24 protein-coding genes are annotated in these 21,270 nt (G+C 69.4%); 3 read left to right on the top strand and 21 right to left on the bottom strand.

The window, feature by feature from the left end:
* From AADI75_RS13380 to AADI75_RS13345, 8 genes are all read right to left on the bottom strand, one after another.
* Window positions 1-634 (bottom strand): biotin carboxylase N-terminal domain-containing protein (locus AADI75_RS13380; protein WP_341209511.1); only part of this gene is annotated, 634 nt, incomplete at its 3' end.
* A 157-nt stretch (window positions 635-791) separates the two neighbouring features.
* Window positions 792-1,799: a biotin synthase BioB gene (gene bioB / locus AADI75_RS13375; RefSeq protein WP_341209514.1), complete on the bottom strand. Its 1,008-nt coding sequence runs from the start codon at window positions 1,797-1,799 to the stop codon at window positions 792-794.
* Window positions 1,796-2,143 (bottom strand): lysozyme inhibitor LprI family protein, encoded by a 348-nt coding sequence (locus tag AADI75_RS13370; RefSeq protein WP_341209510.1) that lies wholly within the window; start codon window positions 2,141-2,143, stop codon window positions 1,796-1,798. Before AADI75_RS13370 ends, bioB begins: the two co-directional genes overlap by 4 nt.
* A gap of 137 nt (window positions 2,144-2,280) precedes the next feature.
* Window positions 2,281-4,473 (bottom strand): methylmalonyl-CoA mutase, encoded by a 2,193-nt coding sequence (gene scpA / locus AADI75_RS13365; RefSeq protein ID WP_341209509.1) that lies wholly within the window; start codon window positions 4,471-4,473, stop codon window positions 2,281-2,283.
* Window positions 4,474-4,475: 2 nt separating this feature from the next.
* A complete protein-coding gene (locus AADI75_RS13360; RefSeq protein WP_341209508.1) occupies window positions 4,476-5,258 on the bottom strand; it encodes an enoyl-CoA hydratase-related protein in 783 nt (260 codons plus the stop codon).
* On the bottom strand, window positions 5,255-5,677 hold the full coding sequence (gene mce / locus AADI75_RS13355) for a methylmalonyl-CoA epimerase (RefSeq protein ID WP_341209507.1): 423 nt from the start codon (window positions 5,675-5,677) through the stop codon (window positions 5,255-5,257). The genes AADI75_RS13360 and mce overlap by 4 nt, the downstream gene beginning before the upstream one ends.
* 108 nt (window positions 5,678-5,785) lie before the next feature.
* The gene (locus AADI75_RS13350) at window positions 5,786-6,055 is read right to left on the bottom strand and encodes a GIY-YIG nuclease family protein (protein ID WP_341209513.1); all 270 of its coding nucleotides are present in this window, start codon (window positions 6,053-6,055) and stop codon (window positions 5,786-5,788) included.
* A gap of 117 nt (window positions 6,056-6,172) precedes the next feature.
* Complete coding sequence (locus AADI75_RS13345) at window positions 6,173-7,699, bottom strand: acyl-CoA carboxylase subunit beta (protein ID WP_341209506.1); 1,527 nt, start codon at window positions 7,697-7,699, stop codon at window positions 6,173-6,175.
* Between the two features lie 228 nt (window positions 7,700-7,927).
* Between AADI75_RS13345 and AADI75_RS13340 the strand changes: the two genes are divergently transcribed.
* Together AADI75_RS13340 and AADI75_RS13335 are read left to right on the top strand one after the other, a co-directional pair.
* Window positions 7,928-9,289, top strand: a complete 1,362-nt coding sequence (locus tag AADI75_RS13340; protein ID WP_341209505.1) for a short-chain fatty acyl-CoA regulator family protein — start codon at window positions 7,928-7,930, stop codon at window positions 9,287-9,289.
* Window positions 9,290-9,377: 88 nt separating this feature from the next.
* Window positions 9,378-11,231, top strand: coding sequence for a methyl-accepting chemotaxis protein (locus tag AADI75_RS13335; protein ID WP_341209504.1), 1,854 nt, complete (start codon window positions 9,378-9,380; stop codon window positions 11,229-11,231).
* Window positions 11,232-11,342: 111 nt separating this feature from the next.
* On the opposite strand, the gene AADI75_RS13330 is transcribed toward AADI75_RS13335, so the two are convergent.
* A complete protein-coding gene (locus AADI75_RS13330) occupies window positions 11,343-13,013 on the bottom strand; it encodes an amidohydrolase (protein ID WP_341209503.1) in 1,671 nt (556 codons plus the stop codon).
* Window positions 13,014-13,081: 68 nt separating this feature from the next.
* Here AADI75_RS13330 and AADI75_RS13325 point away from each other — a divergent pair, with 68 nt between their 5' ends.
* Window positions 13,082-13,768: a DUF4163 domain-containing protein gene (locus AADI75_RS13325; protein WP_341209502.1), complete on the top strand. Its 687-nt coding sequence runs from the start codon at window positions 13,082-13,084 to the stop codon at window positions 13,766-13,768.
* Window positions 13,769-13,803: 35 nt separating this feature from the next.
* On the opposite strand, the gene AADI75_RS13320 is transcribed toward AADI75_RS13325, so the two are convergent.
* The 12 genes from AADI75_RS13320 to AADI75_RS13265 all read right to left on the bottom strand — a co-directional run.
* Window positions 13,804-14,145 carry a hypothetical protein gene (locus AADI75_RS13320; protein WP_341209501.1) on the bottom strand — a complete coding sequence of 114 codons (342 nt, stop codon included), beginning with the start codon at window positions 14,143-14,145 and terminating at the stop codon, window positions 13,804-13,806.
* 1 nt (window position 14,146) lies between these two features.
* Complete coding sequence (locus AADI75_RS13315) at window positions 14,147-14,698, bottom strand: hypothetical protein (protein ID WP_341209500.1); 552 nt, start codon at window positions 14,696-14,698, stop codon at window positions 14,147-14,149.
* A 5-nt stretch (window positions 14,699-14,703) separates the two neighbouring features.
* A complete protein-coding gene (locus AADI75_RS13310; protein ID WP_341209499.1) occupies window positions 14,704-15,435 on the bottom strand; it encodes a sigma-70 family RNA polymerase sigma factor in 732 nt (243 codons plus the stop codon).
* Entirely contained in the window at window positions 15,432-16,100 is a 669-nt protein-coding gene (gene fliP / locus AADI75_RS13305) for a flagellar type III secretion system pore protein FliP (RefSeq protein ID WP_341209512.1), read from the bottom strand. Before fliP ends, AADI75_RS13310 begins: the two co-directional genes overlap by 4 nt.
* Window positions 16,100-16,426, bottom strand: coding sequence for a hypothetical protein (locus AADI75_RS13300; protein WP_341209498.1), 327 nt, complete (start codon window positions 16,424-16,426; stop codon window positions 16,100-16,102). The genes fliP and AADI75_RS13300 overlap by 1 nt, the downstream gene beginning before the upstream one ends.
* Window positions 16,423-16,695 (bottom strand): FliM/FliN family flagellar motor switch protein, encoded by a 273-nt coding sequence (locus AADI75_RS13295; protein ID WP_341209497.1) that lies wholly within the window; start codon window positions 16,693-16,695, stop codon window positions 16,423-16,425. Before AADI75_RS13295 ends, AADI75_RS13300 begins: the two co-directional genes overlap by 4 nt.
* Window positions 16,692-17,441, bottom strand: coding sequence for a FliM/FliN family flagellar motor C-terminal domain-containing protein (locus AADI75_RS13290; RefSeq protein WP_341209496.1), 750 nt, complete (start codon window positions 17,439-17,441; stop codon window positions 16,692-16,694). The genes AADI75_RS13295 and AADI75_RS13290 overlap by 4 nt, the downstream gene beginning before the upstream one ends.
* A gap of 2 nt (window positions 17,442-17,443) precedes the next feature.
* Window positions 17,444-18,631 carry a flagellar hook-basal body complex protein gene (locus AADI75_RS13285; RefSeq protein ID WP_341209495.1) on the bottom strand — a complete coding sequence of 396 codons (1,188 nt, stop codon included), beginning with the start codon at window positions 18,629-18,631 and terminating at the stop codon, window positions 17,444-17,446.
* A 14-nt stretch (window positions 18,632-18,645) separates the two neighbouring features.
* Complete coding sequence (locus tag AADI75_RS13280) at window positions 18,646-19,092, bottom strand: flagellar hook capping FlgD N-terminal domain-containing protein (RefSeq protein ID WP_341209494.1); 447 nt, start codon at window positions 19,090-19,092, stop codon at window positions 18,646-18,648.
* Complete coding sequence (locus AADI75_RS13275; RefSeq protein ID WP_341209493.1) at window positions 19,092-19,847, bottom strand: hypothetical protein; 756 nt, start codon at window positions 19,845-19,847, stop codon at window positions 19,092-19,094. Before AADI75_RS13275 ends, AADI75_RS13280 begins: the two co-directional genes overlap by 1 nt.
* Window positions 19,847-20,293: a hypothetical protein gene (locus AADI75_RS13270; protein ID WP_341209492.1), complete on the bottom strand. Its 447-nt coding sequence runs from the start codon at window positions 20,291-20,293 to the stop codon at window positions 19,847-19,849. Before AADI75_RS13270 ends, AADI75_RS13275 begins: the two co-directional genes overlap by 1 nt.
* On the bottom strand, window positions 20,290-21,270 hold a 981-nt coding region (locus tag AADI75_RS13265), incomplete at its 5' end, for a FliI/YscN family ATPase (RefSeq protein ID WP_341209491.1). The genes AADI75_RS13270 and AADI75_RS13265, both read right to left, overlap by 4 nt.

Genomic DNA, 21,270 nt, shown 5'->3' with positions numbered 1-21,270 from the left:
GGATCTCGATATGGCGCGGGCTCTCGATGAACTTCTCGATGAACACGCGGTCGTCCCCAAAGCTCGCCAGCCCCTCACGCTTGGTCGCCTCGAAGCCGTCGCGAACATCCTGTTCGCTCCACGCCAGCCGCATCCCCTTGCCGCCGCCGCCGGCGCTGGCCTTCATCATGACAGGGAAGCCGATCTCGGCGGCGATCCGCACCGCCGCGTCGGTGTCGGCGATCTCGCCGAGATAGCCGGGAACGACGTTGACCCCGGCGGCCTTGGCGAGCTTTTTCGATTCGATCTTGTCGCCCATCGCGGCGATCGCGTTCGGCGGCGGGCCGACGAAGGCGATCCCGGCCTCGGTGCAGGCGCGCGCGAAGCTCTCGCGTTCGGAGAGGAAACCATAGCCGGGGTGGATGCAGTCCGCGCCGGTCTCCCGGGCGGCGAGCAGGATCAGCTCGGCCTTCAGATAGCTGTCCGCCGCCGGCGCCGGCCCGAGCCGCACCGCCTCGTCCGCCATCAGCACATGCGGGCTGCGCGCATCGGCGTCCGAATAGACCGCGACGGTGGCGATGCCCATCTTCTTGGCGGTGCGGAACACGCGGCAGGCGATCTCACCGCGGTTGGCGACCAGGATCTTCTTGAACAACGGCCTCTCCCTTTATTCTTCGTCGCGCCTGCGCAGGCAGGGGCCTATGTCTGTCGAATGAAGCGGGCGGTTTGACACAGGAGCGACCTGCCCGTGTCCGTCGGCACCGAACGACGAAACAGACATGGGCCCCTGCCTGCGCAGGGGCGACGGTGGCTCACTCCGCCGCCTCGCACACCCGCATCGGTTCCGGCGCTTCCATCGGGCGGACGCCGAGCTTCGCGAACAGCGCCGCGTCGGCGCTGTCGCCGCGGTTGCCCGCGGTCAGCAATTTGTCGCCGGTGAAGATCGAGTTCGCGCCGGCCATGAAGCACAAGGCCTGCGTCGCCTCGCCCATGCTCTCGCGCCCGGCCGACAGCCGCACCATGCTCAGCGGCATCGTGATCCGCGCGACCGCGACGGTGCGGACGAACTCGATGTCGTCGATCTTCGCGAGCGGCGTGTCGGCGAGCATGTCGCCGAGCACCGTGCCCTTGACCGGCACCAAGGCATTGACCGGCACGCTTTCGGGGTGGCGCGGCAACGTCGCCAAAGCATGGACGAAGCCGACGCGATCCGCGCGCGTTTCGCCCATCCCGACGATCCCGCCGCAGCAGACGTTGATCCCCGCCGAGCGGACGTTTTCCAGCGTATCCAGCCGCTCGCCGAAGGTGCGCGTGGTGATGACGTCGCCATAGCGCTCGGGCGAGGTGTCGATATTGTGGTTGTAGTAATCGAGCCCCGCGTCGCCCAGCCGCCGCGCCTGTTCCGGCGTCAGCATCCCCAGCGTCATGCAGGTTTCCATCCCCATGCCGCGCACGCCTTCGATCATCTGGATGATCGCGTCCATGTCGCGGTCCTTGGGGTTGCGCCACGCCGCGCCCATGCAGAAGCGCTGCGAGCCGGCGTCCTTCGCCTCGGCGGCGCGCTGCAACACCGCCTGCACGTCCATCAGCTTGGTCGCCTTGACCCCGCTGTCGGCGGCGACCGACTGCGAGCAATAGCCGCAATCCTCCGGGCAACCGCCGGTCTTGATCGACAGGAGCGTGCAGAGCTGCACTTCCGAGGACGCGTGGTGTGCGCGGTGGACGGTCTGCGCGCGGTACATCAACTCGTCGAACGGCAGGTCGAACAGCGCGGCGATTTCCTCGCGCGTCCAGTCGTTGCGGGTCGTCGTCTCGATCAGCGTTGCCACATCAGGTCCTTCAATTGCGTGGTGCGCTCCTTGGTCAGCCGCGCCAGACACTGCAAGCGCGCCATCGGCTGAAGCGAGCCGCCGGCGAACTCGCCGCCTTCGATCGTGCACTGTTTGTCGCGATAGGCCAGCCACGCGCGCTGGCTGGCGAGTGTGGCGGCGGCATAGCCGAAACCGTCGCGCGCGGTGGCGTCGCGGCGCTTCATTGCGGCATAGGTGCGCGGCCATTGCGCATTCATTGCGGCGTCGGCGGCCTTGTAGCTGGCGGCGGCCTGCGCGTTCATGTCCGCCTGTGTCTGCGCGGTGGCGGAGGTGGAGAGCAGCGCCGCTGCCATCAACCCCAACATTACCGTCACCCCGGCGGAGGCCGGGGCCCAGTCGGGGGACCTTCCAGCATCTCGCGGGCCGCCCGCAACTGGACCCCGGCCTGCGCCGGGGTGACGTGGTGTGGTGGGGTGAGGTGTCGCGCTCATCATGCCGCTTCTCCCTGCGGCGGCATGTTGTGGCCGAGCAGCCGTAACACTTCCTCCGCCGCGCTGATCAGGTTCGTCCCCGGCCCGAAGATCGCCTGCACCCCGGCATCGAACAACGCCTGATAATCCTGCGCGGGGATCACCCCGCCCGCGATCACCTTGATATCCGCGCGCCCCGCATCGCGCAGATGGCCGATCAGCTCGGGAATCAGCGTCTTGTGCCCGGCCGCAAGGCTCGACGCGCCGACGATATCGACGTCCTTCGCCAGCGCCAGCACCGCGGCCTCTTCCGGCGTCTGGAACAGCGGGCCGGGAACGATCTCGAACCCGAGATCGCCGAACATGCTGCTGACCAGATTGGCGCCGCGATCGTGCCCGTCCTGCCCCATCTTGGCGACGAGCATCCGTGGGCGGCGCCCCAGCCGTCGCTCGGTCGCGGCGACACCATCCTCCAGCCGCATCCAGCGCGCGTCGTCGGTATAGGCGCCGCCGTAGATGCCCTTCACCGGCGTCGGCTGCGTGCCGTAGCGGCCGAACACATCCTCCATCGCCGAGGATATCTCGCCGAGCGTGGCGCGCGCCCGCGCGCAATCGACCGCGAGCGCGAGCAGATTGTCTGATCCGCGCGCGCCCTCGCGCAGCGCGTCGAGTGCGGCCCGCGCTGCCGCCTCGTCGCGCGCCGCCTTGACCTGCTGGATGCGGCGGACCTGCGCGTCGCGCACCGCATGATTGTCGATCGCAAGGATCTCGACCGGGTCCTCATTGTCCTTGCGATATTTGTTGACCCCGACGATCACGTCCTCGCCGCGATCGACGCGCGCCGCCCGCGCCGCGCTGGCTTCCTCGATCATCGCCTTGGGCCAGCCCGCCGCGACCGCCCTGGCCATCCCGCCCTCGCGCTCGACGCGTTCGATGATCGCCCAGGCGTCGTCGACCAGTCGCTTCGTCAGCGCCTCGACATAATAACTGCCGCCGAGCGGATCGACGACATTGGTCATCCCGGTTTCTTCCTGGATCACCAATTGCGTGTTGCGCGCGATCCGCGCCGAAAAATCGGTCGGCAGCGCGATCGCCTCGTCGAGCGCATTGGTGTGGAGCGACTGGGTGCCGCCGAGCATCGCCGCCATCGCCTCGATCGTCGTGCGCATGACGTTGTTGTACGGGTCCTGCTCGGTCAGCGAGACACCGCTGGTCTGGCAATGCGTGCGCAGCATCTTGCTGCGCTCGTCCTTCGCGCCGAGTTGCGTCATCACGCGGTGCCACAGCACGCGCGCGGCGCGCAGCTTGGCAATCTCCATGAAGAAGTTCATGCCGATCGCGAAGAAGAAGCTCAGCCGCCCGGCGAATTTGTCGATGTCCAGCCCGCTGGCGACGCCGTATTTCACATATTCCATGCCGTCGGCGATGGTGAAGGCCAGCTCCTGCACCTGCGTCGCCCCGGCCTCCTGCATATGATAGCCCGAGATCGAGATGCTGTTGAACTTCGGCATCTCCGCGGAGGTGTAGGCGAAGATGTCGGAGATGATCCGCATCGACGGTTCGGGCGGGTAGATATAGGTGTTGCGGACCATGAACTCCTTGAGGATGTCGTTCTGGATCGTCCCGTCGAGCAGCTTGCGATCGACGCCCTGTTCCTCGCCCGCGACGATGAAGAAGGCGAGGATCGGAATCACCGCGCCGTTCATCGTCATGCTGACGCTCATCTGATCGAGCGGGATGCCGTCGAACAGGATCTTCATGTCCTCGACGGTGTCGATCGCCACCCCGGCCTTGCCGACATCGCCGGTGACGCGCGGATGATCGCTGTCATAGCCGCGATGCGTGGCGAGATCGAACGCGACCGACAGCCCCTTCTGCCCGGCCTTGAGGTTGCGGTGGTAGAAAGCGTTTGATTCCTCGGCGGTCGAGAAGCCCGCATATTGCCGGATCGTCCACGGCCGCCCGGCGTACATCGACGCCCGCACCCCGCGCGCGAACGGCGCAAAGCCGGGCAGGCCGGGGTCCCAGCCCTCGACATCCGCGGCGGTGTAGAGCGGCTTGACGTCGATCCCCTCGGGGGTGTGCCACGTCAGGTCGCGGCCCTTTACCTCCTTGGCGGCGGCGGCGGCCCAGCTTTCGGTGCCGGTCGGCGCGGGCGTGCCGATCGTTGCCGCCGCGCCGCTGTCCTCGCCGAGATTGCGCTCGTCGGCCATGCTCAGCGGCCCTCGAACACCGGCTTGCGCTTCTCAGCAAAGGCGCGCACCGCCTCGGCGAAGTCGCTCGTGTGACCGGCGCGGGTCTGGTTCGCGCGCTCGATCGCCAGCGACTGGTCGAGATCGAGCGACAAAGCGGCGGCGACCTGCTTGCGGATCATCCCGATCGCCACCGACGGCCCGGCGGCGAGTTTCGCCGCCAGCTTCTGGGTTTCGGCGAGCACCTGCGCATCGTCGACGACGCGCGTCACCAGCCCGGCGGCGAGCGCGTCGTCGGCGGACACGCGTTCGCCGAGCAGCGCCATCTCCAGCGCCTTGGTGCGCCCCGCCGCCTTGGCGACCAGCCAGGTCGCGCCGGCATCGGGGACCAGCCCGATGTTGACGAAGGCGAGCAGCACATAGGCCGAGCGCGCCATCACGCTGATATCGCCGAGCAACGCCAGCCCCAGCCCCGCGCCGACCGCCGGGCCGTTGATCGCGGTGAGGAACGGCACGTCGAGCGCGGCGACCTTGCGGACGAACGGATTGTAGCTGGTGTCGAGCGACTCGCCGAGGTCGCGCGGCATGGGTGCGCCGCCATCGCCTACTAGGTCCGCGCCCGAACAGAACGCGCCGCCGGTGCCGGTCAACACGATCGCGCGCGCGCCCTGTTCTAGCGCAGCGTCGATGCCTGCGGTCAGCTCCGCGAAGACGCGCGGGGTGAGCGCGTTCATCCGCGCGGGCCGGTCGATCGCGAGCGTCGCGACGCGATCGCTGAGGTCGAAGGTGATCGTCTCGTAGGTCAATGCGCGCCCTCCTGCGGCGTTTCCATCAGTTCGACCAGCACCCCGCCCATGTCGCGCGGGTGGACGAAGACGATCGGCGTGCCATGCGCACCGATCCGCGGTTCGCCGAGGATCGTCGCGCCCTTGCCCTTGAGGTCGGCAACCGCGGCGTGGATGTCGGGGACCTCGAAACAGACGTGGTGCTGCCCGCCGGCGGGGTTCTTCTTCAGGAAGCCGGCGATCGGGGACTTGTCGTCATAGGGTTCGATCAGCTCGATCTGCGTATTGGGCGCGTCGACGAAGCAGACCTTCACGCCCTGCGCGGGCAGGTCGAACGGTTCGCTGATCGCGTCTGCGCCGAGTAGCGTGCGATAGGTCTCGATGGCGCGGGCGATCGACGGGGTGGCGATACCGACGTGGTTGAGGCGGCCGAGGGTCATCGGGCCTCCCTCGTCATTGCGAGCGCAGCGAAGCAATCCAGGGCAGCGCTCGGTACACTGGATTGCTTCGCTGCGCTCGCAATGACGGGACGGGTATGTGTCATGTCGTTATCCATGCGCGATCTGCTCGTAGAGGTCGTGCCAGCCGGGGTTCATCGCCTCGATCAACGCAATCTTCTTGGCGCGTGATCCTGCCTTGATCTGCTTCTCGCGGGTGATCGCGACTTCCATCGTGTCCGCGATCTCGAACCAGACCAGCAGCCTGCAGCCGTATTGCTGCGTGAAGCCTTCCACCACGCCTTCACGGTGCTGCCAGACGCGCTGCGCGAGGTTCGAGGTTACGCCGGCGTAGAGCGTGCCATTGCGACCGCTCGCCATGATGTAGACCGCCGGCTGTTTCACGCGCGCGCCTCGTCATTGCGAGCGTAGCGACGCCACCCAGCGTTCCGCGCCACGCCCTGGATTGCTTCGCTCCGCTCGCAATGACGGAGGGCATCACAACGGAATATTGTCATGCTTCTTCCAAGGATTCTCCAGCGCCTTGTTCCGCAGCTTCCGCAGCCCCAGCGCGATCCGCCGCCGCGTGGAATGCGGCTGGATCACTTCGTCGATGAACCCCTTGCTCGCCGCGACGAAGGGGTTGGCGAAGCGGGCCTCATATTCCGCCGTCCGCTCGGCGATCTCCTCGGGCGTGCGGCCGCGGAAGATGATCTCGACCGCGCCTTTCGCGCCCATCACCGCGATCTCGGCGGTCGGCCACGCATAGTTCAAATCGCCGCGCAAATGCTTGGAGGCCATGACGTCATACGCCCCGCCATAGGCCTTGCGCGTGATGACGGTGATCTTGGGCACGGTCGCCTCGGCATAGGCGAACAGCAGTTTCGCGCCGTGCTTGATGATGCCGTTATGCTCCTGCGCGGTGCCGGGCAGGAAGCCGGGCACGTCGACGAAGGTGACGATCGGGATCTCGAACGCGTCACAGAAGCGCACGAAGCGCGCCGCCTTGCGGCTGGAATTGATATCGAGCACGCCGGCCAGCACCATCGGCTGGTTCGCGACGAAGCCGACGGTGCGGCCTTCGATGCGTCCGAAGCCGCAGATGATGTTCGCGCCGTGCGCTGGCTGGATCTCGAAGAAGTCGCCTTCGTCGACGACCTTCGCGAGCAGCTCGTGCATGTCATAGGGCTGATTGGCGTTGGCGGGGATCAGGGTATCGAGGCTCGCCTCGGCGCGGTCCCACGGATCGTCGGTCGGACGCTCGGGAACGCCCTCCCGGTTCGAGGACGGCAGGAGGTCGATGAAGTCGCGCGCGGCCAGCAGCGCCTCGATATCGTTGTCGAACGCGACATCGGCGACGCTGGTCTTCGTCGTGTGCGTCACCGCGCCGCCCAGCGCTTCCTGCGTCACCACCTCGTTGGTCACCGTCTTCACCACATCGGGGCCGGTGACGAACATGTAGCTCGAATCCTTCACCATGAAGATGAAGTCAGTCATCGCCGGCGAATAGACCGCGCCGCCCGCGCACGGCCCCATGATGAGGCTGAGCTGCGGCACGACGCCGCTGGCCAGCACGTTGCGCTGGAACACCTCGGCATAGCCGCCCAGCGACGCGACGCCTTCCTGGATGCGCGCCCCGCCCGAATCATTGAGGCCGATGACGGGCGCGCCGACCTTCAGCGCCATGTCCATGATCTTGCAGATCTTCTGCGCATGGCGTTCGGACAGCGAACCGCCGAAGACGGTGAAATCCTGCGAAAAGACGAACACCAACCGGCCGTTGATCGTCCCCGATCCGGTGACGACGCCGTCGCCGGGGACGACCTGCTCCTGCATCCCGAAATCGGTGCAATTGTGCTCGACGAACATGTCGAGTTCCTCGAAGCTGCCTTCGTCAAGCAACACGTCGAGGCGTTCGCGCGCGGTCAGCTTGCCCTTGGCGTGCTGCGCCTCGACGCGCTTCGGCCCGCCGCCCGCACGAGCGGCAGCGCGACGGCTTTCGAGTTCGGCGATCGTCGACGACATTCTTCTCTCCCGGACGCGGGAAGCGTTGTGCCCGGCGCGGCGCGGCGGGGCAAATGTGAAGTTGCGAACTTGCGAAGGATAGGGTTGCGAACTACCGTCGCGCCTGTAGGCAGGAGCGTATGGCTGTGTCGTATTGCGGGACGGCTGTCACAAAGCGAAGGCATTTGTGTCGTTCGTTCACGAGCACGAAGCAGACATGGGCCTCTGCCTGCGCAGGGGCGACGAAGCGTGAAGGCGCGGCTTTACGCCGGCGCGCAGTTGCGCGCGTTGCGGGGGGCGGCACAGCTCAACCAGCGGGCGATGGCGGCGCGGCTGGGGCTTTCGGTCAGTTACCTGTCGCAGCTCGAAAGCGACGAGCGCCCGCTGACCGCGGCGGTGAGTGCGGCACTGGCGCAGCATTTTCCCGCCGCACTGGCCGATATCGAAGGCGCGGCCCCGGCGCGGCGGCTGGTGGCGTTGCGCGAGGCGCTCGCTGATCCGGCGGTCGCGCCGCTGCCACCCGAAGAGGTCGCGCGGCTGGCGGAGGAGCGCCCGGCGCTCACCGACCGGTTGATCGCGCTCCACGCCGCCAAGCGCGCCGCCGAGGAGCGCGTCGCGCTCGCCGAGGAAGCGCTGACCGCCGGGGTCGGCGCCCGTCTGCCGTGGGAGGCGGTGCGCGACTGGTTCCACGAGGCGGGCAATTACATCGACCCGCTCGATCGCGCCGCCGAGGACTGGGCACAGGCGCATGAAGCGACCCCGATCGACGCGGCCCTGGCGGCGCAGGGCGTGACGCTGCTGGACGAGGCACGCGAGGATGCGCCGCTCGCGCGGTTCGACGGCGCGGTGCTGCGTCTCAACGCCGCGCTGCCGCCGGAGAGCCGCCGCTTCCTGATCGCGCATCGCATCGCCGCACTCGCCTTCGCCACGCCGATCGCGGCGATCGTCGCGGCGTCGGGGCTGGCGCAGCCGGAGGCACGACGGCTGCTCGCGATCGGGCTGGCCAATTACGCGGCGGGGGCGATGCTGATGCCGTATCAGGCGTTCCGCGAGGCCGCCCGCGTACTGCGCCACGATATCGACCGGCTGTCGCGACGGTTCGGCACCAGCTTCGAACAGGCGTGCCACCGGTTGTCGACGTTGCAGCGCCCTGGCGCGGCGGGGATCCCGTTCTACTTTTGCCGCGTCGACATGGCGGGCAACATCACCAAGCGCCACTCGGCGACGCGGCTGCAATTCGCACGCTTCGGCGGCGCGTGCCCGCTGTGGCATGTCCATGAAGCGGTCGCGATCCCCGACCGCATCCTGGTGCAGCATGCCGAGACGCCCGATGGGGTTCGCTACGTCTCGATGGCGAAAGGGCTGGTGAAGCCGTCGGGGCGCTTCGCGCGCGCACCGCGCCGCTATGCCGTCGCGCTGGGGTGCGAGGCGGCGCACGCCGCCGACTTCGTCTATGCCGATGCGGTCGACCTTCGCGCCGCCACGCCGATCGGGATCAGTTGCCGGCTGTGCCCGCGCGTCGACTGCGATCAGCGCGCCTTCCCGCCGACCGATCGCGCGATCGCGGTCGAGGCCGACGTGCGCGGCGTCGTCCCGTATCGCGTCATTTAGGGCCGGTTCGCACCCAACTTAACGCGATCTCAAGCATTGCCGAGTATTGCTTGGCCCGATCAATTCCGATTTCGTGAAGGCCGTGGTGATGAAAAATCTAGCGATTGGCCGCAAACTCCTGCTCGCATTCGGTATTCTGGCGCTGGCGCTGGTGATGATCGCCGGCATGTCGCTCTGGACGCAGGCCAGGCTGAACCATTCGACCGAAGTGCTGGGCAAGGAACGCCGCGACAAGCTGGTGGCGATCGCAACCGTCAACACCGCGACCTCGGACTATCGGATCGCCGAGGCGACGGTGATCCTGTCGCTCGAACCCGACAAGATCCGTGAAGCGAACCGGGCCGCCAACACGCAACTGGCGCTGGTCGACAAGAACCTCGCCTTTCTCGACAAGACGGTGACCAATCCGAAGGCGCGCACGTCGCTGGCGCGGTTCCGGCAGCTCTGGACGGCGTTCGTCGCGCGCTCGGAGGTCACGCGCCAGCTTGGCTCGGTCAATCGCAATGAAGAGGCGACCCAGTCGTTCCGCGCCAGCCAGCCGCTGTTCGATCGCGCCAGCGACGAAGCCGCGACATCGCAGGACATCCAAACGGCGCTGATGGACAAGGAGATGGGCGACGCGCGCTCGCTCTATTCGCTGTCGCGCGTGCTGTCGCTCGGGCTGGTCGTCGCGGCGCTGGCGCTCGCCGGATTCCTGCTGCTCGCGCTGATCCGCGGGATCGCCGCCCCGATCAAGGCGATGACCGAAGCGCTCGGCAAGCTGGCCGGCGGCGACCTGAACGCGCAGGTCGCGGTCGACGAGCGCGCCGACGAGGTCGGGCAGCTCGCCAAGGTGATGGTCCAGTTCCGCAACCAGCTTGCCGCCGCCGAACGCGCCAAGGCGGAGCAGACCGCGCTGATCGTCGACAATATCGGCCGCGGGTTGAGCGCGCTGTCGCAGGGCGACCTGACCGCGCGGATCGACGCCGATCTGACCGGGCCGTTCGCCAAGCTGAAGACCGATTTCAACGAGGCGATGGCCGCGGTGTCGGCGGCGATGGCAGCGGTGACGACCAGCGCGACCGGCATCACCAACGGCGCCAACGACATCCGTCAGGCGTCCGACGATCTGTCGCAGCGCACCGAGCAGCAGGCCGCGTCGCTGGAGGAGACCGCCGCGGCGATGCACGAGATCACGACGACGGTGAAGGAGACCGCCGAAACCGCGACGCGCGCCGATGCGGTGGTGGTCGAAACGCGCCGCGATGCCGAGGCGTCGGGCGACGTCGTCCGCCGCGCGGTCGAGGCGATGAACGGCATCGAACGCTCGTCGAGCGAGATCAGCGAGATCATCGCGGTGATCGACGGCATCGCCTTCCAGACCAACCTGCTGGCGCTGAACGCCGGCGTCGAGGCGGCGCGGGCGGGTGACGCCGGCAAGGGCTTTGCGGTGGTCGCGAGCGAGGTGCGCGCGCTGGCGCAGCGCTCGGCCGACGCCGCCAAGGACGTGAAGACCAAGATCACCGCCTCCACCGAGCAGGTCGATCTGGGCGTCGAACTGGTCGCCGAGGCGGGCGCGGCGTTGCAGCGGATCACGTCGCGGATCGGCGAGATCAGCACGCTGGTCGGCAGCATCGCCTCCGCCGCCGAGCAGCAGGCGACGGGACTTCAGCAGGTCAATACCGCCGTGTCCGAGATGGACGGGGTGACGCAGCAGAATGCCGCGATGGTCGAGGAAGCCACCGCCGCGGCGCGCAGTCTGGTCGAGGAAACCGACGTGATGGCGCGTGAAGTCGGGCGGTTCCGCCTGACGGCGGGGGCGCCGGGCTATGCCGCGCCGGCAGCGTCGCCGGTCCACCAGTTGCAGGCGCGCGCGGCGCAGGCCGGAGCCCGCATCGCCGCCACCGCCCGTGGCCGCGGATCGGCCGCAGTGGCGGTGCAGGAGGATTGGTCGGAGTTCTGAGACGGCGTTAGCCCCTCCCCTGAAGGGGAGGGGTGAGAACGAAATCGTGCGCGCCCCACGCGCTTCGCCTTCGTGCCGTGGCCCCTAACGTGATCCGGGGCAACGCGTGGGTTACTTCCGCTCCCACGCCTTCGTGCCGCCGATCCACGTTTCCAGCACCTTGGTCTGACGCAGGTCGGACGGCGTCGCGGTCGTCGGATCACGATCGAGCAACAGGAAATCGGCGCGCTGCCCCGGCGCCAGCGTCCCGAACTTCTGCTCGGCAAACCCGGCATAGCTCGCGCCCCCGGTATAGGCCCACCACGCCTGTTCGCGCGACACCGCCTGTTCGGGGTGCCAGCCGCCGACCGGCTGCCCATCGGCATCGGTGCGCGTGAACGCCGCCGCCCAGCCCGCCCACGGATCGGGCTTCTCGACCGGCGCATCCGAGCCGAACGCGAGCGTCGCGCCGTCGTCGAGCAGCGTCTTCCACGCATAGGCGCCCGCCAGCCGCGCCTGCCCCAGCCGCGCCTCGGCCATCAGGCGGTCGCTGGTCTGGTGTGTGGGCTGCATCGAGGCGACGATGCGATATTTGCCGAACGCGGCCATATCGACCGGATCGACGATCTGCGCATGTTCGATCCGCCAGCGCCGGTCGCCCTTGTACGTCTCCGACAGCTCGGCGATCGCGTCGAGCACTTGGCGATCGGCGCGGTCACCGATCGCGTGGACCGCGACCTGATAGCCGTCCATCGCGGCGCGGCTCATGATGTTCTGCAACTGGTCGTCGGCGAGGAAGCCGAGCCCGCGCTGCCCCGGCGCATCGGCATAATCGGCCTTCAGCCACGCCCCGCGCGACCCGAGCGCGCCATCGGCGTAAAGCTTGACGCCCTCCAGCCGTAGCCGGTCCTCGTACAGCCACGGCGTTGGCCCGGTGCCGCCGATCGTCACCGCGGCGTCGATGCCGAGCCCGTAGGACATGATGCGGACACGCAGCGCGTTGATGTCGCCCATCCGCCGGTAGGTCATCCAATCGTCGACGCTGGTGCCCATGTCGGCGATCGCGGTGACGCCGTAGCCGAGCAGGATCTGCTGCGCCTTGAGGAAGGCGGCGGTGCGGTCCTTCGGGCTGACCTTCGGCACGACACGCTCGACCAGTTCCTTGGCGCGATCCACCAGCACGCCCAGCGGCTTTTCGACGCGCCCGCCCGCCGGGGCCTGCGTCGCGGCGGTGACGCCGGCCAGCTTGAGCGCGGCGCTGTTCGCCCAGCCGGCATGACCGTCGGCGCGCGCCAGCCAGACCGGGCGGTCGGCGACCACCGCATCGAGATCGGCGGCGGTGGGGAAGCGGCCGAGCTTCCATACCTCCTGGTTCCAGCCGCGCCCGATGATCCATTGCCGGTCCGGGTTGGCGCGCGCGTATTCCGCGATCTTCGCCTTGGCCTCGTCGAGCGAGCGCGTGTCCGACAGGTCGAGCGTCAGCGCCGCCAGTCCCAGTTCGATGACATGGCCGTGCGCGTCGATCATGCCCGGCACGAGCACGCGACCCTTCATATCGGCACGCCAATCGTAGCGCGGGCCGGGATTCTTCTTGGTCGGCTTGGGCGGTTGTTCGTCCGGGGCGATCAGCCGGACGACCTTGCCCTGCGCGTCGATCACCATCGCCTTGAAGCGCACCACCTGCCGGTCGCGGCTGAGCGTCAGGCCGTTGACGTTGTCGATCAGCGCGTCGGCGCCCGCGGGCAGCGTCGTCGCAAGGCCGGCGAGCGCTACAATCGCGGCGGTGAGATGGCGTCGGTTCATGTCCGCTGCCATATGGAAGCGGCACGACTTTGGCGAGGGATGTCATGCGGCGGGCGATGGGGTTGATCTTGCTGGCCCTGGCGGTGCCGGCGACGGCGCAAACGAAGGTCGCGGCAAAGACCGCCGCGCTTGATTTCTCGTACATCTACCCCGACGCTGCGGCACGGATCGGCCCCTTGCGCCGCTGGCTGGAGGAGGACCGGGCGTGGCTGCGGACGCGCACCGCGAAGATGGCGGCGGCAAGTCGTCGCGACGCGCTCAAGGAAGGCTATCCGTCCCGCAGGGAAAGTGCGAACCGCGAGTGGAAGGTCGTCACCGAAACACCGCGGCTGCTGAGCCTGTCGGGTGAAACCTATCGCTTCACCGGCGGCGCGCACGGCAACACCGCGCTGGAGCCGCTGGTGTGGGACAAGGCGAAAGCGCGGCGGGTCGACCCGCGCGCGATGTTCGACTCGCCCGCCGCGATGCAGCGCGTGCTGGGACCGGGCTGGTGCGCGTGGCTGAAAGGCGAGCGGCGTCGCCGGCTGGGGAGCGATCCGGGCAGTGACGACATCTTCCCCTGCCCGCCGGTCTCCGACCTGACGGTGCTGCTCGGCTCGACCGACCGGCGCGCGATCGACCGCGTCGGATTGGTCGCCGGGCAGTACGTCGCCGGCTCCTATGCCGAGGGGATGTACGAGATGACGGTGCCGGTCACCCCAGCGCTGCTGGCGATCGTCCGCCCCGAATGGCGCGCTGCGTTCGCGGTCAAGTAACGTCGCCCTTGCGCAGGCAGGGGCGACGGCGCGGATTAAACCTGCCGCCCCCGCAGTTCCTCCACCGCGCGGTCGAGCACCGCACGCGCCTCGTCCGACCCTTCGACGATCCGCAGCACCTCCGCGCTCATCGCGTCGAACGCCGGGTCGGCGGCCAGCGCCTCGCCCAGTTGCTCGCCAAGCAGCCCGCGCACCACCGCGCGGCGGAAATCGCGTTCGGGCAGGTCGCGGATCGTAGCCAGCGCTTCCATCCGCTCCTGCGGTGACGCGGCGCGCTCTCCGACGGGTGCGGTGCCGCGCGTCGCCGCGCGTTCGCTACGCCGCAACCGCTCGCGCAGGATCAGCAGGACGCGGTCGGTGATCCCGATCGTCGTCACGTCAATGCATCCGCCCGCTGCCGAACTGCCCGAGCAGCAGGCTGGTCGCGGAGCTGGCCTCCGTGGTCGCGGCCGCGGGCGCCGGGATGTCGATCACGCGATCGACGATCAACTGGATGTCGCGGTTGAGCGGCGGGTTCTCGACATTCGCCGCCATCCCTCTGCGCAGCTCCGCCACCGCAGCCACGAATTCGTCGCGGATCAGATAGGTCAGCCCGCCGACGAACATCCGCAGGTAATGGTCCTCCGGCAACAGCGCGAGCGGCCCCCAGGTCGACAGCGCCTCCGCCGCCTCGCCCGATGTCAGCTGGAAGAAGCCGAGCTGAAACCGCGCGATCGTGAAATCGGGCGCGAGCGCCACCGCCTGCTTCAGCGACGCCAGCGCCTCGATCGGTCGCCCGATCCCGGCCAGCACCGACCCGCGCAGGAAATGCAGCCGCGGATCGTCGGGCGCTTCGGCCAGCGCGCGGTCGACGATCGCCAGATCGGCATCGTCGGACGCCGCCACCGCATCGACCACTTCCTGCATCCGCGCGTCGCTCAACAACGTCATTCCCTTCATCCTTGATGATGCCGCAACCAGCGCCGCAGCCGCTCGACCGCGCTGCGATGCAATTGCGAGACGCGCCCGCGGCTCAACCGCAACAGTTCGGCGATATGCGCGAAGCTCATGCCCGTCTGATAATGCTGGCGGATCACGGTCTGCTCGCCCTGCGGCAGCCGGTCCAGTGCCGCCGCCAGCGCCGCCTGCGTCTGTCGCCACGCCAGTCCTTCGTAAGCGCCGGGCCGCGCGTCCGCGTCATCCTCAGCGGCCAGCATCCCCGTCCCCTCCAGCATCAACCCGATCGCCAGATCGACCACCAGATCGGCGAGCGTGGCCAGCGCATCGCCGCCGCCGTCGATCTTCAGCGTGCGCAGCCGTTCCTGCTGCATCCGGTAGCGGCGGCTCAGTTGGGCCTCGATCTCGGTCATCCGCGTCGCGCCATCGGCGACATTGCCCGCGATCCGCGGCCGCGCATAGGCGCCGAACGGCACCCCCTGCAGCGGATCGAAGCGATCGATCGCCTGCAACAGCCCCTCGTAGGCGAGCTGCTCCAGATCACCGCGCTCCACCGCGCGCCGCCGACGGAAATGCCGCGCCGCCACCGACCGCGCGAGCAGCAGATAGCGGTTAAACAACGTCTCGCGCGATCCGACGTCCGCCTCGAACCGCGCGCGCCGCCACAGCGACGCCTCCGCGCGCTGCGGATCGAGTACCACGTCCAGCCCGGTCGCGCGCGGTCGCTTCACCGGAAACTGCCGAGCACGCCCTGGATGACGAGGCTCCAGCCGTCGATCAGCACGAACATCAACAGCTTGATCGGCAGCGAGATCGTCGCGGGCGGCACCATCATCATCCCCAGCGCCAGCAGGATCGCCGAGATGACGAGATCGATCAGCAGGAACGGCAGCAGGATGACGAAGCCGATCGTGAACGACACGCGCAGCTCGTTCATGATAAACGCCGGCGCCAGCTTCAGCAGCTCGACCTGTTCGGGCCGCGCCGGCACTGGCACATGCGCGACGGCATAGATTGCGGCGATATCGCTGTCGCGAGTCTGCGCCAGCATAAAGTCGCGCAACGGCGCAGCCCCGCGCACATAGGCATCGCGCAGGTCGATCTGTCGCGCCAGAAACGGCTGCACCGCGCGGTCGTTGAGCGCGGTCAGCGTCGGTGTCATCGAAAACGCGGTGAGGAACAGCGCTAGGCTGACCAGCACCGGATTGGGCGGCGTCTCGGGCATTCCGAACGCGTGGCGCACCATCGACAGCGTGATGACGATCCGCACGAAGCTGGTCATGCTGATCAGCACCGCCGGCAAAATCGCGAGCATCGTCAGCATGATCGTCGTGCGCATCACGTCCGACGTGCCCACCGGCATGTCGAGCGCGCCGGCCGCCGCCATCGCCAGCATCACGCGCCCGGCTCCGCGACGTCGCGTTCGCGCAGGACCGACGCCGCCCCCGCCTGCACGAGCAGCAAATATTCGCGCCCGGCGTGCCGCACGACGCCGATGTCGGCATGCAGCGTCAGCCGGCGGACCTCGCCGATCTCGATCGTGCCGCGTGCCTCGGCGATCCGTCGCCATGCGAGCGGCGCGCCGCGCTGTCGCAGCAACAGGATCGCCAGCCCCGCGACGGCGACGCACAGCAGGAACGCGAGCACGATCCGCCCGACCGGGATGTCGGGCGCGCCGCCGCCGCCCAGCCGCGTCGCCGCGGCGGCCGCCACCCAGATCACGGCGCGATCTCGGTCAACCGCACCCCGAACCGGTCGCCAACCGCGACCAGCTCGCCGCGCGCCACCGCCGCGCCGTTCAGCCGCAGTTCGACCGCACGATTCAGCGGCGCCTCCAGCGCGACCACCGCCTCGGGCGCGAGCGCCGCCAGTTCGGCGACGGTCATCCGCGCTGCGCCGACGAACGCCTCCAGCTCGACTTCGACATGGTCGATCATCCGCGCCGCCAGCGTTCGCGCCACGGCATCATTCGTTTCGGTTGGTGCGGTCACGGCGTCTCTCGATCGACAAGGGTCAGGGTCAGATGATCGTCATGCTCGACGACCGTACAGCGCAGCGGTCCGGCCACGCCGTCGATCGCCAGCGGCGCGGGCGCGTCGAGCGTGCGGTCGAGCACCACGACGTCGCCGCCCGCCAGTCGCGCCAGCTCGACGGTGGTCACCCGCGAGCGCCCGACCAGCGCCGCGACGTCGACGCGCTGCGACGCCACCGCATCGGCCAGCGCGACGAGCGGCGCGCCGTCGACAGCGGGCAACGCCGCACGCACGCGCCGCGCGATCGCTGCCTCCTCGACCGCGACCTGCAGCACCGCGGCACGCGCGGCATCGACCCGCCATTGCCACCGCCGCGCCGGCGCGACCTCGCCCGTCCGCCACGCCGCCGCGCCCGTCCCACCGATCACTTGGGCCAGCCGCGCGCGTAGGTCGGCGAGACACGCCGCGACCACCGACGCGATCGTCGTCCGATCGCCCGCGGTCGCATCCGCCGGCATCGCCCCGAAGATCAGCGCGCCCAGCACATCGTCGGCCTCCGCACCGACCGCCAGCGCCAGCCCCTCGCTCGCCCACAGCGTTCCCGATGCCATCGCCTCCACCGGCCCGCTGGCGGGGCACACGGTCGGCGGCGCGCCGACGAACCACGCCGCGCCCCACTCGCCGATCAGCCGTCGCACCGGCAGCTCGTCCACCGCCCGCGCGATCGCCGCCGCCGGCAACCAGGGCTCATACGCCGTCGCCATTGTCAGCCCTGCCCACGGATGCCGAACAATTGCTGGATCATCTCATTCGACACGCTGATGATCTGCGACGATGCCTGAAAGCCGCGCTGGACCAGGATCAGGTCGGAGAATTCCAGCGTCAGGTCGACGTTCGACGCCTCCAGCCGCCGCGCCTGGATCGTGCCGACGCGCGGATCGCCGCTGGCGAGCACCTCGCGCGACGCATTGGATGCGGCGCTGAACAACCCGCCGGCACGCTGCTGCAGGTCGGCGGTGTTGCGGAAGTCGACGATCGCCACCTTGCCCAACGCCTGCTTCTGCGCATTGGAATAGCCGATCTCGATCTCGCCGGCGGCGTTGATGCCCAGCGTCGTGTACGTCCCCGTCCCATACCCGTCCGACCCTGCGACCCGCAGCGTCGACACCGACCCGCCCGCGAACGACGTGACCCCGCTCGAAAAGTCCAAGCTCGCCGTCGCGCCCGATCCGGCGTCGGTGAAGTCGAGCTTCGCGGTCGCCGGGTCGACCACACCGCCGTTGAAGGTCAGCGTCTTCGTATCGACGGTCGCGCCCTTGTCATCGGTCACCTTGACCGACCAGTTGCGCGCCGTCCCGGTACCGCTCGTCTCGCGCGTGAAGGTCGCGGTCCACACATGCTTGCCGCCGCTCGCGTCGTAGACCGCGATATCGCCGATCGCGAGCGACTTGGCGGTGTCGAGATCGGCGGAAAGATTGTCCGCGAACGTCACCTTGCTGGTCGCCTTCGGCGCGCTGGTGCGTGACAGGTCGACCGACACCGCCTTCGCCAGTCCCGAGGCATCACGCGTCGCCAGCTGATATTCGGTGCCCGACAGCACGATCCGCCCCGCCCGATCGACCTCGAAGCTGCCGGTGCGCGTATAGGCGACCTCATCCCCGCGCAGCAGCATCAGCAAGCCGTTGCCCTGGATCGCCAGATCCAGATCGCGGTCGGTCTGCTTCAGCTCGCCCTGCTTGAAGTCCAGCCGGCTCGGCGCGCCGCGCACCCCGCTACCGCCCGAGGTGGTGGTGCCGTCGCGCGACCCGCCGCTCGCGCCCAGCACGTTCTCGAACGAGACGGTGGAGCCCTTGAACCCCTGCGCGTTCAGGTTGGCGACGTTGTTGCTGATCTGCTGGAGCCCGCGCGAATAGGCCGCGAGCCCGCTGAGGCCGATATAGATCGAGCCGAACATCGATTGTTTCCCCTCTATCGGATCTGCGAGACGCTGCCGAGCGCCAGCCCGGCGATCGTGCGCTTGTCGTCGGTCTCGATCGTCAGCTTTGGCTCGCCCGACGCCAGCGCCACCGCGGTCACCTTGCCGCTCACCGTCGCGCCGTCCGCCAGCAGGTCGATCGTCCGCCCGAACAGCCCGGCGGCCTGCATCGTCGCCTGCGCGGTGACCAGCGAGGCGAGCCGGTCGTTGCCGGTCTGCCCGATCTGGATTTGCGAGAATTGCGCGAGCTGCGAGACGAACTGGAAATTGTCCATCGGCTTCAGCGGGTCCTGGTAGGTCAGCTGCGTCAGGATGATCTTCAGGAGCGAATCGAAGCCGAGCCCGAACGCATTGGTCGCCGCCGTTTGCGTGCTCGCGCCCGTCGTGCCCGTGGTCGCGCCACCGGCGCCGACCGGCGTCGTCGCGGAAATCGCCTGCATCATCTCTCCCCCTGTTGCCGCCCGCCGCCGACCCGGCGAACGAACCTCGTGTCGCCGAGCGTCAGCCCGTGCCGCGCGAGCAGCCGCCGCACCGCCTGCTGCACCCCCGCCTCATCCTCGGGCGCGACATCGCCGGCGATGGCGACGGTGACGCCGTTCTCGGCATCGCTCAGCGTGACCTGCACGGCCGGCGCGACCGGCACGCGCGAGCGCCGCACGGCGGAGGCCGGCTCGGACGCGATCGCGGCGAAGCGCAACGGCCGGACCGCCCCGACCGGTGTCGCCACCCCCGCGCGCCCGACCGGAACCGCGCGAGGCGTCGCAACGGCGACCGGCATGGTCGGGAGGGTGGACGAGGCGTGATCGTCCCCCACCACCGCGCTCGGCCCCCTAGCCGGGGGAAGCGCCTCATGGACCAGAGGGACAGCACCCGGCGCAACGACATCGGGCGCGACGACCGGCGCCGGGGCGACCGGCATCGCAGCCGCCGTCGCCTGCACCTCCACGTCCGCGACCTCCGGTGCCAGCACCGCTCCCGTCTTCAGCAAGCCGTCCGCATCGAACCGCTGCGCGGCCGCGCGCATCGTACCGTTCGAGAACGGCCGCTCCGCATCGTCGGCCAGGCCCTGTCCGGTCGCGGCGCTCGCCAGCCAGTCGGCGAACGATCGCTCGTCCGCCACCGCGCCGTCCACCGCCGGCACGACCCGCGTGATGCGCCCGGCGGCGCTCATGTTCGACGCCTGATCGACCCGCATCACCCGCGCCTCCGGTGCAGCAGCCGCGTGAGCATCAGATCGGCAACCGCCTCGTCCTGCGCACGCGTCGCCTGTTGCCGCAGCCGCCGCGCCACCGCGTCACCGGCCCGCCGCCGTCCCTCGGCGGCACGCCAGGCGTCCGCGGCGCGCGACAGCGCGGCTTCTGCGTCCGCCGCGTCCTGCCCGCACGATGCCACGCGCTCCTCCGCTGCCAGCAGCGCCGCCGCCAGCGCAAGGTCACGCTGCGGATCGAAGCAGCCGGCCGTCCGCGCGCGATACCAGTCCGCCGCCCCCGCCTTAGCCCCCGCCGTGGCGTGCGTCATCGCCGTCTCCGCCGCCGCCACCGCCGCGCCCGCGGCGGCATGATCGCGCACCGCCAGATCGCACGCGACCGCCTGCAAACGCTGCACCGCGCGCAGCCGGTGGAGCTGCCCTCGCGCGGTCATGCCGCCGCCGCCCTGGCGGCCTGCACCGTCGCCGCGAACGCCACCATCTCGTCGGCCCCTTGCCGCAGGAACCCGGCCAGCCGCTCGCGCGCCGCCACCGCGCGGTCGATCCGCGCGTTCGCTCCGGCGCGATACACGCCCGTCTCGATCATCAGCCGGTTCTCCTCATGATCGGCGAGCAGCACAACGATCGTCCGCATCGCCGCGGCGTGATCCGCCACCACCAGCCGCCCGGCCTGTCGGCTGACGCTGCGCGGCACGTCGATCGCGGGGAAGTGCCCCTGATCCGCCAGCGTGCGCGACAGGATGATGTGCCCGTCGAGCAGCGACTTCATTACCTCGACGATCGGGTCGTCGACCTCGTCGGTCTCGGCGAGCACCGTCATGATCGCGGTGATCGCGCCTTGCCCGCGCACCGCGCCGCAGCGCTCGACCACCTGCGGCAAGGCCGCGAAGACGTTCGGCGTATAGGCGCGCACTGTCGGCGGCTCGCCCGCCGCCAGCCCGATCTCACGCAACGCCATCGCCAGCCGCGTGACCGAATCGACGAACAGCAGCACATGCTCGCCGCGCGCGCGCCAATGCTCAGCCAGCGCCAGCGCCTGCTCGACCGCCCGCGCGCGCATCACCGGGCTTTCGTCCGAGGTCGCCGCGACCAGCGTGAACCGCTCGCGCCGCGCCGCAGTCATCTCCCACAGCGCCGACACCTCGCGCCCGCGCTCGCCGACCAGACACAGGATGCAGCGGTCGCACTCGATCTGCCGCGCCAGCTGTTCGACCAGGCTGGTCTTGCCGACCCCGCTCGCCGCGAACACGCCGACGCGCTGCCCGACCCCCAGCGTCAGCAGACCGTCGATCGCACGCACGCCGGTGACGAGCACCTGCGCGGGATTGACCCGGTCGAGCGCCGCCGCGCCGCGCCGCGTGATGCGAGCCGCCGCGACGATCGCGCCGCCCCCGTCGATCGGCCGCCCCAG

This window comes from uncultured Sphingomonas sp. (assembly GCF_964021865.1).
Taxonomy (GTDB): domain Bacteria; phylum Pseudomonadota; class Alphaproteobacteria; order Sphingomonadales; family Sphingomonadaceae; genus Sphingomonas.
This window is presented reverse-complemented; position numbering and strand designations above follow the sequence as displayed.

Excerpts from the sequence above, each read along its gene's own strand:
- AADI75_RS13370 (WP_341209510.1), bottom strand. The coding sequence starts at position 2,143 with ATGGCAGCGGCGCTGCTCTCCACCTCCGCCACCGCGCAGACACAGGCG.
- scpA (WP_341209509.1), bottom strand. The coding sequence starts at position 4,473 with ATGGCCGACGAGCGCAATCTCGGCGAGGACAGCGGCGCGGCGGCAACG.
- mce (WP_341209507.1), bottom strand. The coding sequence starts at position 5,677 with ATGACCCTCGGCCGCCTCAACCACGTCGGTATCGCCACCCCGTCGATC.
- AADI75_RS13350 (WP_341209513.1), bottom strand. The coding sequence starts at position 6,055 with ATGGCGAGCGGTCGCAATGGCACGCTCTACGCCGGCGTAACCTCGAAC.
- AADI75_RS13345 (WP_341209506.1), bottom strand. The coding sequence starts at position 7,699 with ATGTCGTCGACGATCGCCGAACTCGAAAGCCGTCGCGCTGCCGCTCGT.
- AADI75_RS13335 (WP_341209504.1), top strand. The coding sequence starts at position 9,378 with ATGAAAAATCTAGCGATTGGCCGCAAACTCCTGCTCGCATTCGGTATT.
- AADI75_RS13330 (WP_341209503.1), bottom strand. The coding sequence starts at position 13,013 with ATGAACCGACGCCATCTCACCGCCGCGATTGTAGCGCTCGCCGGCCTT.
- AADI75_RS13315 (WP_341209500.1), bottom strand. The coding sequence starts at position 14,698 with ATGACGTTGTTGAGCGACGCGCGGATGCAGGAAGTGGTCGATGCGGTG.
- fliP (WP_341209512.1), bottom strand. The coding sequence starts at position 16,100 with ATGCTGGCGATGGCGGCGGCCGGCGCGCTCGACATGCCGGTGGGCACG.
- AADI75_RS13290 (WP_341209496.1), bottom strand. The coding sequence starts at position 17,441 with ATGGCGACGGCGTATGAGCCCTGGTTGCCGGCGGCGGCGATCGCGCGG.
- AADI75_RS13285 (WP_341209495.1), bottom strand. The coding sequence starts at position 18,631 with ATGTTCGGCTCGATCTATATCGGCCTCAGCGGGCTCGCGGCCTATTCG.
- AADI75_RS13280 (WP_341209494.1), bottom strand. The coding sequence starts at position 19,092 with ATGCAGGCGATTTCCGCGACGACGCCGGTCGGCGCCGGTGGCGCGACC.
- AADI75_RS13275 (WP_341209493.1), bottom strand. The coding sequence starts at position 19,847 with ATGCGGGTCGATCAGGCGTCGAACATGAGCGCCGCCGGGCGCATCACG.
- AADI75_RS13270 (WP_341209492.1), bottom strand. The coding sequence starts at position 20,293 with ATGACCGCGCGAGGGCAGCTCCACCGGCTGCGCGCGGTGCAGCGTTTG.